11 protein-coding genes are annotated in these 11,707 nt (G+C 61.0%); 10 read left to right on the top strand and 1 reads right to left on the bottom strand.

Features of this window, described 5'->3' with window-relative positions; translation table 11 throughout:
* Positions 1-157 precede the first annotated feature (157 nt).
* Genes AC1RBA_RS03275 through AC1RBA_RS03260 form a run of 4 tightly spaced genes read left to right on the top strand, consistent with a single transcriptional unit; the run spans position 158 to position 5,095 of the window.
* Positions 158-2,221: a methyl-accepting chemotaxis protein gene (locus AC1RBA_RS03275; RefSeq protein WP_492416553.1), complete on the top strand. Its 2,064-nt coding sequence runs from the start codon at positions 158-160 to the stop codon at positions 2,219-2,221.
* Between the two features lie 3 nt (positions 2,222-2,224).
* A complete protein-coding gene (locus AC1RBA_RS03270) occupies positions 2,225-3,049 on the top strand; it encodes a CheR family methyltransferase (RefSeq protein WP_492416551.1) in 825 nt (274 codons plus the stop codon).
* Positions 3,046-3,576, top strand: coding sequence for a chemotaxis protein CheD (locus AC1RBA_RS03265; RefSeq protein ID WP_492416550.1), 531 nt, complete (start codon positions 3,046-3,048; stop codon positions 3,574-3,576). The genes AC1RBA_RS03270 and AC1RBA_RS03265 overlap by 4 nt, the downstream gene beginning before the upstream one ends.
* Positions 3,563-5,095 carry a chemotaxis protein CheW gene (locus tag AC1RBA_RS03260; protein WP_492416548.1) on the top strand — a complete coding sequence of 511 codons (1,533 nt, stop codon included), beginning with the start codon at positions 3,563-3,565 and terminating at the stop codon, positions 5,093-5,095. The genes AC1RBA_RS03265 and AC1RBA_RS03260 overlap by 14 nt, the downstream gene beginning before the upstream one ends.
* 6 nt (positions 5,096-5,101) lie before the next feature.
* On the opposite strand, the gene AC1RBA_RS03255 is transcribed toward AC1RBA_RS03260, so the two are convergent.
* Positions 5,102-6,754 carry a 3-(methylthio)propionyl-CoA ligase gene (locus tag AC1RBA_RS03255; RefSeq protein WP_492401257.1) on the bottom strand — a complete coding sequence of 551 codons (1,653 nt, stop codon included), beginning with the start codon at positions 6,752-6,754 and terminating at the stop codon, positions 5,102-5,104.
* A gap of 136 nt (positions 6,755-6,890) precedes the next feature.
* Between AC1RBA_RS03255 and AC1RBA_RS03250 the strand changes: the two genes are divergently transcribed.
* From AC1RBA_RS03250 to AC1RBA_RS03225, 6 genes are all read left to right on the top strand, one after another.
* Positions 6,891-8,447 (top strand): protein adenylyltransferase SelO, encoded by a 1,557-nt coding sequence (locus AC1RBA_RS03250; protein WP_083293576.1) that lies wholly within the window; start codon positions 6,891-6,893, stop codon positions 8,445-8,447.
* Positions 8,448-8,456: 9 nt separating this feature from the next.
* Positions 8,457-8,858: a peptide-methionine (R)-S-oxide reductase MsrB gene (gene msrB, locus AC1RBA_RS03245; RefSeq protein WP_070288499.1), complete on the top strand. Its 402-nt coding sequence runs from the start codon at positions 8,457-8,459 to the stop codon at positions 8,856-8,858.
* A 74-nt stretch (positions 8,859-8,932) separates the two neighbouring features.
* Positions 8,933-9,562 (top strand): septation protein A, encoded by a 630-nt coding sequence (locus AC1RBA_RS03240; protein WP_230503023.1) that lies wholly within the window; start codon positions 8,933-8,935, stop codon positions 9,560-9,562.
* The gene (locus AC1RBA_RS03235; protein ID WP_225317325.1) at positions 9,559-9,861 is read left to right on the top strand and encodes a BolA family protein; all 303 of its coding nucleotides are present in this window, start codon (positions 9,559-9,561) and stop codon (positions 9,859-9,861) included. Before AC1RBA_RS03240 ends, AC1RBA_RS03235 begins: the two co-directional genes overlap by 4 nt.
* A gap of 113 nt (positions 9,862-9,974) precedes the next feature.
* The gene (locus tag AC1RBA_RS03230) at positions 9,975-10,754 is read left to right on the top strand and encodes a peptidylprolyl isomerase (protein ID WP_070218374.1); all 780 of its coding nucleotides are present in this window, start codon (positions 9,975-9,977) and stop codon (positions 10,752-10,754) included.
* A 111-nt stretch (positions 10,755-10,865) separates the two neighbouring features.
* On the top strand, positions 10,866-11,642 hold the full coding sequence (locus AC1RBA_RS03225) for a peptidylprolyl isomerase (protein WP_070288500.1): 777 nt from the start codon (positions 10,866-10,868) through the stop codon (positions 11,640-11,642).
* The last annotated feature ends 65 nt before the right edge of the window (positions 11,643-11,707 follow it).

Here is an 11,707-nt window from a genome sequence, read left to right as displayed (position 1 = left end):
CAGAAAAAACATGGGCGGCAGTTCATTGCGCACATTCTCACCGATTGTCACCAAATCACGGCCGATGCAATGACATTTTTTCCTTATACGGATAGCAGAAAAATAATAACAACAGCCTTATCGCCCCCATTCCTCTTCTCATATCGAAGGACATACTATGGACGCAGCCAGCCATGTCAGCCCCACGCAGGATCTGGACTTAGAAGCGATAAATACTGCATTGAACCGTGTCCAGGCCGTCATCGAATTCGAACTCGACGGCACCATCCTGCATGCGAATGACAATTTCCTGCGTGTCGTCGGATACAGCCTGGCCGAGGTGCAAGGCAAGCACCATGCCATCTTCTGCGATCCCCAGTATGTAAAAACGGCCGAATACGCCAACTTCTGGGCCAAGCTGGCACGCGGCGAATTCGACCAGGGCGAATACAAGCGCCGCGCCAGGGATGGCCGCGAAGTGTGGATCAACGCTTCCTACAACCCCATCCTCGACGCGGACGGCAAACCGTATAGAGTCATCAAGTTCGCCACCGACATCACGGCCAGCAAGCACCGCAACGCCGATTATGAAGGCAAGATCGACGCCATCAGCAAGGCCCAGGCCGTGATCGAGTTCCGGCTCGACGGCACCATCATCCGCGCCAACGACAATTTCCTCAAGTCCGTCGGCTACACGCTCGACGAGATCGAAGGCAAGCACCACCGCATGTTTTGCGAGCCCGAGTACGCCAAGAGCGCGGAGTACGCGCAGTTCTGGCAAAAACTGGGCAAGGGCGAGTTCGACGCAGGCGAATACAAGCGCGTGACCAAGGACGGCCGCGAAATCTGGCTCAATGCCTCGTACAACCCCATCTTTGACGCGGAGGGCCGCCCCTTCAAGGTGGTCAAGTTCGCCAGCGATGTGACGGCCCTGAAAAAGCGCAATGCCGAATACGAAGGCAAGGTCAGCGCCATCGGCAAGGCGCAGGCCGTGATCGAATTCGATATGCAGGGCAAAGTGCTCGATGCCAACGGCAATTTCCTCGCCGTCATGGACTACGACTTGAGCGATATCCAGGGCGAACACCACCGCATGTTCTGCGAGTCCGAGTATGCGGGCAGCGCCGAGTACAAGAAGTTCTGGCAAAAGCTCAACCGGGGCGAATTCGACGCGGGCCGCTACAAGCGCCTGGGCAACCATGGCAAGGTGGTGTGGATACAAGCGACCTACAACCCCATCCTGGACCTGAACGGCAAGCCGTATAAAGTGGTCAAGTTCGCCATCGACATCACGGACCAGGTGAACCTGGAAAACAGCATCCAGGCCAAGGCCGCCAACGACAGCCGCAAGGTCAATGCCCTGCTCGACTCGGTGGCGCGCGCGGCGCAAGGCGACCTGACCTGCCATATCGTGCCCGAAGGCGGCGAACCGATCGATTTGCTGGCCGGCGGCATCAGCAAGATGATCGTCGACTTGCGCGGCGTCATCGGCAACGTGGTGTCGGCGGCCAACGGCTTTGCCGAGGCTTCGCACACCATCGCCGAACGGGCCACGGGCGTAGCCGTGGGCACGCAGGCGCTGGGGGCCACGGTGGAAGAAATGAACGCCTCCATCGACGGCTTGACGTTTTCCATCAATTCCATCGCGGAAAACACCTCGAACGCCGATTCGCTGGCGAAAGCCACGCAGCAGGAAGCGGAATCGGGCGCGCGCGCCGTCGCCAAATCGATCGAAGCGATGGACCTGATCAACCGCTCGTCGGAAGACATCGGCGAAATCGTCAAGGTCATCAGCGAAATCGCCAACCAGACCAACATGCTGGCCTTCAATGCGGCCATCGAGGCGGCGCGCGCGGGCGAGCACGGCCTGGGCTTTTCCGTCGTCGCCGACGAAGTGCGCAAGCTGGCCGAGCGTTCCTCGCAGGCGACCAAGGAAATTTCCAAGCTGATCAACGAATCCGTCAAGCGGGTGTCCACCGGCAGCGAGATTTCGCGCCAGGCCAGCGATGCCTTCGACAAGATCGTCTCGGGCGTGGCCAAGACCACGCTGGCCATCTCCGATATCTCGAAGGCGGCCAACGAGCAGCTGCTGACGGCGCGCGAAGTGTCGACGGCGATCCAGTACATCGCCGAGGAAACGGAAAAGTCGGCCGCCAACTGCGACAGCATCGCCCGTTCGACGGATGGCTTGAACGAGCGCGCGGGCAGCCTGAACCAGACTGTCTCCGGCTTCGTGGTGTAGGCCATGAGCCACGCGGCCACCTTGACGCCCGAGGTGCTGACGACGCTGATCGCGCTGGTGCGCCAGCATACGGGCATCGCCATGACCGCGCGCAAGAGCGTCTTGCTGGAACGGCGTTTGCAGCCACGGCTGCATGCGCTGTCCCTGCACAGCTACCAGGCTTACCTGGACCGGGTGGCCAGCGACCGCGACGAGGTCGCCCATTTCATCGACCTGGTGACCACCAACGACACCCTGTTCTTCCGCACGCCGCAGGTCTGGGACTACTTCCGCGACCGCTACCTGCCCGCCTGGGCGCGCGCCCATCCCGACGGCTGCCTCGCCATCTGGTCGGCGGCGGCCGCCAGCGGCGAGGAGCTGTATTCGATCGCCATGCTGTGCGAGCAATTCAAGCTGCAAGCGCCCGCCTTCCGCTATCAGATCCTGGCCAGCGACATTTCGCAGCAGATCCTCGCGGCGGCGAAGGCCGGCCAGTACAGCGGGCGCTCCGTCGAGCGCATCCGGTTGTCGCACCCGGACTTGCTGCGCAAATATTTCTCGCCCGCGCCATATGGCGTCAAGGTCAACGACGAGCTGCGGCAGCACGTGAGCTTTGCCCAGCATAACTTGCTCGAAGCGCTGCGCCCGGCGCGCCAATTCGACCTGGTGTTCCTGCGCAATGTACTGATTTATTTCGACGCGGAGCACCAGGAAGCCGTGCTGCGCCAGACGCGCCTAAGTCTCAAGGATGAAGGCCGGCTGATCTTGGGCGAGTCGGAAACGATCGCCCGCCTCGGTACCGGCTATCAGTTCGAATTTCCCATGATTTACAAGGCGGGTAGCGCATGAGCATCATCATCGAACATGGCCTGGCGCCGCAACATGTTGGCATGGGGCAACTTAGCGTCGGTACGCATGGAGAGCAGCTGCAAGCCTTGCTCGGCTCCTGCATCGGCATCGGCTTCATCTGGAAGAACGGCCCCTGCTGCGGCCTGGCCCACTGCTTGCTGCCGGAAGCGCCCGGTGCCGAGCATGCCCTTGGCGCCCGCTATGTGAGCCAGGCCGTGCCCTCGCTGCTGCGCCTGATGGGCGTGCGCCAGGCCGATTATGCCGATATCGACGTGGTGCTGGCGGGCGGAGCCAGCATGTTCGGCCCCGCCCACGTCCATGGCCGCCTGCAGGTGGGCCGGCAAAACGCGGAAGCGGCGCAAAAATACCTTGCCCAGTGCGGCTTGCACGTCAGTTTTTGCGCGCTGGGAGGCCGCCACGGCCGCCAGCTGCTGATCGATTGCGCCCGGCACAGCTACGCCGTCACCGAGGTGGTGGCGCCACCCGAATGGATTCCACGCAAGGAAGGCGCATATGGATATGCATGAAGCGACGGGCTTGCAGGCCCATGGCGCAAGCGACACGGCCGCCGAACTGTTCGGCTCCTTCCACCTGGGCGGCGATGAATTCGCCCTGCCCGCCAGCTGCATCCGCGAAGTGGTGAACTACCCTGCGAAAGTCACGGCCCTGCCCCTGTCGCCCGCGTATCTGGAAGGCATGTTCACCTTGCGCGGCAGCGTCATTCCGGTGGTCAACCTGGGGCGCTTGTTCCGCGCCGACGCGCCGCGCGCCGTGGCCACGGACAAGATCGCCATCCTCGATTTCCAGCAAGTACTGATCGGCATCGTCTTCCAGGATACGGGCGAAATCCTGCGCGTGCCCGCCAGCGCGCGCAGCGCCCTGCAATATGCGGCCGGCGACAGCCAGGCCGTCATCGCCGGCACGATTTTGCTCGACGGCGGCGCGCGCCTGCTGCAGATACTCGACCCGCACGCCCTGCTGCGCATCGAAAACGTGCCCCACGTACTGGCCCTGCAGGCGACGGGCGCCAAACTGAGCACGGCCCGCTACCATGCGCAAAGCGAACGCCGGCAATGCGTCAGCTTCCATGCGGCCGGCGCCACGTTTGCCTTCGAGATGCTGGCCATCCAGGAAATCATCAAGGTGCCGGAACTGCACAGCTCCCTGCTGAAAAACGAACTGTGCCTGGGGCGCATGCATTTCCGCGGCAACCAGGTGGCCGTCGTCGACTTCGGCGCCCTGCTGCAGGCGCCTGCGTGCAGCAAGGCGGCCAGGGAAGCCGCGCCGGACCAGCGCGTCATCGTCGTGCGCCTCGACGGCACGACCGTGGGCTTCCTCGTCGACTCCGTCGACAGCATCGTGCATTTCTTTGGCGACCAGGTGTTGCCGATTCCCCTGCTGAGCAAGGCGCGCGCCGCCATGTTTGCCGGCTGCATCACGAAAGAGGGCTTGGGCGACATCATTTTCCTGAACCACAAGGACATCCTGTCGCAGGCGGAGATCGTCGAGATGCGCGACGGCCACGCGCGCCTGTACCCGGCCGACACGGAAACGGGCGCCGCCACGCACAAGGCGCGGCGCCGCGTCTACATCACGTTTACGGTGGAAACCCGCTTCGCCGTGGAAATCGGGCAAGTGCGCGAAATCATCGATTTCAGCCACGCCATCACCACGCCGCCGGGCATGCCGGCCTGCATGCTCGGCATGCTCAACTTGCGTCAGCAAATGATCAGCATCATCGATCTGCGCCAGCTGTATGCGATGCCGGCCCTGCCGGACGCCAGCAGCGGCAAGATCTTGATCGTGGAACGGGGCGCCGAACGCTACGGCTTCCTCGTCGACCATGTCGACAACATCATGACCATCTCGGACAGCCAGCGCTTTGCGGCGCCGCAAATCATCCGCACGGGAGAGCACGACGACTTGCGCAGCGAAATGGATGAAATGATCGACATCGGCACGGATGCGCAGCGCCAGACCCTGTCCGTCTTCCAGTGCGATCATCTGCTGGAAAAGCTGGAGACGGCGCTGCCGCGAGCGGCCTAGCTTGCCTTACATCCCCGGCAACTGGTGTCCCTTGAACTGTTCGCGCAGCTTGTTCTTCTGGATCTTGCCCGTCGCGCCCATGGGCAAGGCGTCGATGAACAGCACGTCGTCGGGCGTCCACCACTTGGCGATCTTGCCCTCAAAGAACTGCAGCAAGGCGTCGCGCGTGACCGTCATGCCGGGGCGCAGCACCACGACGAGCACGGGACGCTCGTCCCATTTCGGGTGGAACACGCCGATGCAGGCCGCCTGCAGCACGGCCGGGTGGGCCATGGCCAGGTTTTCAAGGTCGATGGTGCCGATCCACTCGCCGCCCGACTTGATCACGTCCTTGCTGCGGTCCGTGATCTGCATGTAGCCGTCCGCATCGATGGTGGCCACGTCGCCCGTGGGGAACCAGCCATCCTGCAGCACTTCGCCGCCCTCGTTCTTGTAGTACGAGGAAATGATCCACGGCCCCTTCACCAGCAGATGGCCATACGCCACGCCATCCCATGGCAATTCCTTGCCGTCATCGTCGACGATCTTCATGTCCACGCCGTAGATCGCGTGGCCCTGCTTTTGCAGGATCTTGCGCTGCTCGTCCTTCGGCAAGTCCAGGTGCTTGGTCTGCAAGCCGCCCGCCGTGCCCAGCGGCGACATTTCCGTCATGCCCCAGGCGTGGATGACCTCGATGTCGAACTTGTCGATCAGGGTATCCATCATGGCCGGCGGGCACGCCGCGCCGCCGATCACCGTGCGGCGGAAGGTGGAAAACGTCAAGTTATTCTGCAAGGCGTGGTTCAGCAAGCCCAGCCAGACGGTGGGCACGCCGGCCGAGAACGTCACTTTTTCCGCCTCGAACAATTCATACAGCGACTTGCCGTCCAGCGCCGCGCCGGGAAACACCATGCGCGCGCCGGACAGGGGCACGGAATACGGCAAGCCCCAGGCGTTCACGTGGAACATGGGCACGACGGGCAGCACCGTGTCGGAGGCGCGCACGTTCAGGGCGCTGGGCATGGCCGACGCATACGCGTGCAGCACGGTCGAGCGGTGCGAATACAGGGCGCCCTTGGGATTGCCCGTCGTGCCCGACGTATAGCACAGGGTGGCGGCCGAGTTCTCGTCGAACAAGGGCCATGCGTAGTCGTCCGAATGCGTGGCGATCAAGTCTTCATAGCACAGCAGGTCGGGGATGGTGCTGCTGGCGGGCATCCGCTCGCGGTCGCACATCAGCACGAAATGGCGCACAAAGGTGCAGTCGGCGGCGATTTTCTCCACCACGGGGAGGAAGGTCAGGTCGAACAGCAAGACCTGGTCTTGCGCATGGTTCGAGATGTAGGCGATCTGGTCGGGGAACAGGCGCGGGTTAATCGTGTGCAAGACGGCGCCCGAGCCGGACACGGCATAGTAGGCTTCCAGGTGGCGGTAGCCATTCCAGGCCAGGGTGGCGACCCGGTCGCCCATGCCGACGCCGAGGCCATGCAAGGCATTGGCCAGCCGGCGCGCGCGCTGGTGGCAATCGCGGTAGGTGTAGCGGTGCATATCGCCTTCCACCCGGCGCGAAATGATTTCGCTGCCGCCATAATGACGCGCTGCAAACTCGATAATGCTGGAAATCAGCAGGGGCTGATTCATCATCTGGCCCATCACTGGACTCAAGGGGAATGCCGACATCGTGTCTCCTGGGGTAGCTACTCGGTTATTGTTGGAATTGACAGATTTTTCCTAGTTTCGTACGGTCGTGCGGAAATCGTCAACGCATTTCGATATTGCGCTGCAGCATGGAATTTTTGATTCCGTTTCCAGCCGCATGGGCAAGCGCCACGCGCCTTGGCGCGGTGCGGTAAAATCGCATTCCAGGCTGGCGCACCTTGCCGGTCCACCTTATTTGACTGGAATTGCCATCACCGCTCATACCTTACCACTGGATAACGCCTTTGCGGCCTTGCCGCCCGCGTTCTATACGCGCTTGATGCCCACGCCCCTGCCCGCCCCATATTTCGTGGCCGCCAGCGCCGCCGCCGCCGCCCTGATCGGCCTCGATGCGGCGCGTCTGGCCGAGCCTGATTACGTGGCGCTGCTGGCCGGCAATGCGGTTGCCGAGCGCTCGCAGCCCCTGTCGGCCGTGTATTCGGGCCACCAGTTCGGCGTCTGGGCCGGCCAGCTGGGCGACGGCCGCGCCATCCTGCTGGGCGATATCGCCACAGCGAGCGGCCCCATGGAACTGCAGCTGAAAGGCGCCGGCGCCACGCCGTATTCGCGCATGGGCGACGGGCGCGCCGTGCTGCGCTCGTCCATCCGCGAATTCCTGTGCTCGGAAGCCATGGCGGCGCTCGGCATTCCCACCTCGCGCGCGCTGGCCATCATGGGTTCGCAGCAAGGCATCATGCGCGAAACGGTGGAAACGGCGGCCGTCGTCACGCGCATGGCGCCCACGTTTGTGCGCTTCGGCTCGTTCGAACACTGGTTTTACCGCAAGCAGCCGGACGAACTGAAAATCCTCGCCGATTACGTGATCGACAGTTTTTATCCCGAGTTGCGCGCCGCAGCAAATCCATACCAGGCCTTGCTGGCCGAGGTCTGCGTGCGCACGGCGCACATGATCGCGCAATGGCAAGCCGTCGGTTTCATGCATGGCGTGATGAATACGGACAATATGTCGATCCTGGGCCTGACGCTCGATTACGGCCCGTTCGGCTTCATGGAAGCGTTTGACGCGGAACACATCTGCAACCATACGGACCAGCAGGGACGCTACTCGTATGCCAACCAGCCGCAAGTGGGCCACTGGAACTGCTATGCGCTGGGCCAGGCTTTGCTGCCCTTGATCGGCGAAGTGGAACTGGCGCAGGCGGCGCTGGACACGTACCAGGGCGCGTTCGCCGAGAAAATGAATAGCTTGCTGCGCGCCAAGCTGGGCTTGCAAACGAGCCAGGACGGCGATACGGCCCTGTTCGACAGCATGTTTGCGCTGATGCAAGCCAATCATGTGGATTTCACGAACTTCTTCCGCGCCTTGTCTACACTGCAGGTAGCGGCGCCCGAACATGACACCATGCTGCGCGACATGTTCATCGACCGCCCCGCCTTCGATGCGTGGGCAGCACAATACCGCGCGCGCCTCTTGCTGGAAAACAGCGTCGATGCCGAACGGCAAGCGGCCATGAACGGCGTCAACCCGAAATACGTGCTGCGCAACTATCTGGCGCAAGTGGCCATCGAGAAAGCCCAGCAGCAGGACTACACGGAAGTGGCGACATTGCTGGAAGTTTTGCAAAAGCCATTTGACGAACAGCCCGAACACCAGCACTATGCGGCCCTGCCGCCCGACTGGGCCAGCCACCTTGAAGTCAGTTGCTCATCCTGAGGAGTCATTATGACCACGAATAAAGTCAAGAAAACCGACGCCGAATGGCGCGCCATGCTCGACTCGATGCAATACGAAGTCACGCGCCACGCGGCCACGGAACGGGCCTTCACGGGCAAGTTCTGGGACCACCATGAACACGGCATCTACACCTGCGTCTGCTGCAACACGCCCCTGTTCGCGTCGGACACCAAGTTCGACTCGGGCTGCGGCTGGCCCAGCTACTTCCAGGCGCTGGACCCGGCCAACGTGACGGAAATCACCGATCGGAGCCACGGCATGCTGCGCACGGAAATCGTCTGCGCCGTCTGCGACGCCCACCTGGGCCACGTCTTCCCGGACGGCCCGCCGCCGACCGGCTTGCGCTATTGCATCAATTCGGCCTCCTTGCGCTTCGATCCGCAGCCTTGATCTGGCGATGGCTTGGGCGTTACTCCTAAGCCATTCCTAAGATGATTCTAATAAGACCAGTGTAAAGTCTCGCCATGAAATTTCTATTCGACCTATTCCCCCTGATTGCCTTCTTCACCGCCTTCAAATTGGGCGGCATGTATGAAGCGGCCACGCACGATTTCGTGCAGCAATATTTGTCCGGCTTCGTGTCTGGCGGCCTGATCAAGGCCGACCAGGCGCCGTGGATACTTGCCACCCTCGTCGGCATCGTCGCCACAGCTTGCCAGGTCAGCTATCTGCTGCTGCGCGGGCGCAAGGTGGACGGCATGCTGTGGCTGTCGCTGTTCATCTTTGTCGTGTTCGGCGGCGCCAGCATCTATCTGCATGACGATTTCTTCCTGAAATGGAAGCCGACCCTGATCTACTGGCTGTCCGGCCTGGCCCTCTTGATCGCCTACGTGGGTTTCAAGAAAAACCTGATCCGCAAGACCATGGAAGCGCAAGTGCAGTTGCCCGATGCCGTCTGGAACCAGCTGCTGGCCGCATGGATCATCTTCTTTGGCGCCATCGGCGCACTGAACCTGTTCGTCGCCTTCGTGCTGTACAAGGGCGACATGGCCGCCTGGGTCAGTTTTAAAGCGTTTGGCGCGACGGGCATCTTCTTTGCCTTCATCGTGGCGCAAACCCTGTTCCTGGCCAAACATATCAAGGAAGACGCATGATGAGCTCCACCACTGAAAACACCGCGCCGGAAACGCGCATGCAGCGCATTCGTACCCGCCTGGAAACGGCACTTTCCCCTCTGGAATGCGTGCTGGAAGACGACTCGGCGCGCCACCGGGGCCATGCGGGCGCCGCCTCGGGCGGAGGCCATTACAATCTGCGCATAATTTCTAGTCAATTTGAGGGGCTCAGACTCGTCATGCGTCATCGACTGGTGTATGATTCCGTGCACGATATGATGCATAATGAGATACATGCATTGGCGATTGTGGCCCTGGCGCCGTCCGAAGTAGTGTAAGGACGGCGTTTTTGGCGTACCGGGGCGACTTGGTATGCCATTTGCCGCAAGCGCCATGCACGCGTTTTCTTCCCATGCGTTTTTTACGAAACTTTCCCTAACAGGATTTAATAATGACTTTTAAGCCAGCCCGCTTGCTGATCGCACTACTCGCCGTTGTCGCGGTACCTGTTTTTGCGCAAAATGTTGCCGTTGTTAATGGCAAGCCTATCCCATCGTCGCGCGTTGATGCAGTCGTCAAGCAAGTCGTCGCCCAAGGCCAGCAACCGGATTCGCCGCAACTGCGCGAAATGATCAAGAAAGACTTGATCGGCCGTGAAGTGCTGATGCAAGAAGCGGAAAACAAAGGTTTCGGTAAAGATGCAGCAGTCAAGCAGCAAATCGAGAACGCACGCCAAGCCATCGTCATCAACGCCCTGGTCGGCGACTACCTGAAAAAGAACCCGGTCAACGACGCTGAAATCAAGGCCGAATACGACCGCTTCGTGGCGCAGACGGGCGACAAGGAATACCACGTACGCCACATCCTCGTGGGCACCGAAGCAGAGGCGAAAGACATCATCGCCAAGCTGAAAGGCGGCGCCAAGTTCGAAGATCTGGCCAAGCAATCGAAAGATACCGGCTCGGCCGACAATGGCGGCGACCTGGACTGGGCAGCCCCTTCGTCGTTCCCGAAAGTGTTCTCGGACGCCTTCGTGAAACTGCAAAAAGGCCAGGTTACCGACACCCCGGTGCAAACGCCTAACGGTTTCCACGTGATCAAGCTGGACGACACCCGCGCGGCAAAACTGCCGACCCTGGAAGAAGTCAAGCCACAGATCGCCGAAGCGCTGCAGCAAAAGAAACTGCAAGCGTATCAGGAAGAAATGATCAAAAAAGCGAAAGTTCAGTAAGAACTGACCTCCCCGGCGCCCTTTTCGGCGCCGGTCGTGTATTCTGCGCCTGAATGCGCACTGCGCGACAGTCGCGTATATCGATTTTTAGTATATTTATTAGGAATGAACATGATTTTGAAGCCAGCCCGCCTGATCTTAGCCCTGGTCGCCGTAGCCGCGATCCCTGCGTTCGCGCAAAACGTGGCCACCGTGAATGGCAAGGCCATCCCATCGTCGCGCGTCGACCAGGTCGTCAAGCAAGTCGTCGCCCAAGGCAAGCAAGCCGATTCGCCGCAATTGCGCGAAGCCATCAAGAAAGACCTGATCGGCCGCGAAGTGCTGATCCAGGAAGCCGACAAGCAAGGCTACGGCACGCGTCCGGAAGTCAAGTCGCAGATCGACAATGCCCGTCAAAGCATCATCATCAATGCCCTGCTGGCCGACTACGTCAAGAAGAACCCTGTCAAGGACGCTGAAATCAAGGCCGAATACGACAAGTTCAAGGCACAAGCGGGCGACAAGGAATACCATGCACGCCACATCCTGGTCGCTACCGAAGCGGAAGCGAAAGACATCATCGCCAAGCTGAAAGGCGGCGCCAAGTTCGAAGAACTGGCGAAAGTGTCGAAAGACGGTTCCGCAGCCAATGGCGGCGACCTGGACTGGGCTAGCCCGGCTTCGTACGTCAAGCCATTCTCCGACGCCATGGTCGCCCTGAAACCAGGCCAGGTCACGCAAACGCCCGTGCAATCCCAATTCGGCTTCCACGTGATCAAGCTGGAAGAAACCCGTCCGACGAAGCTGCCGGCACTGGAAGAAGTCAAGGGCCAGGTAGCCGAGTCGCTGCAACAGAAAAAACTCGCCGCCTACCGCGATGAACTCATGAAAAAAGCCAAGATTCAGTAATATTGGATCGGCATGAAAAAGCGCTCCCGGTGAGCGCTTTTTTTACGCCTGAAAGAAAGCGAGAT

Source organism: Janthinobacterium sp. GW823-FHT03B06, assembly GCF_058796955.1.
Note: the sequence above shows the minus strand (reverse complement) of the source record. Positions and strands in the feature narration are given on the sequence as shown.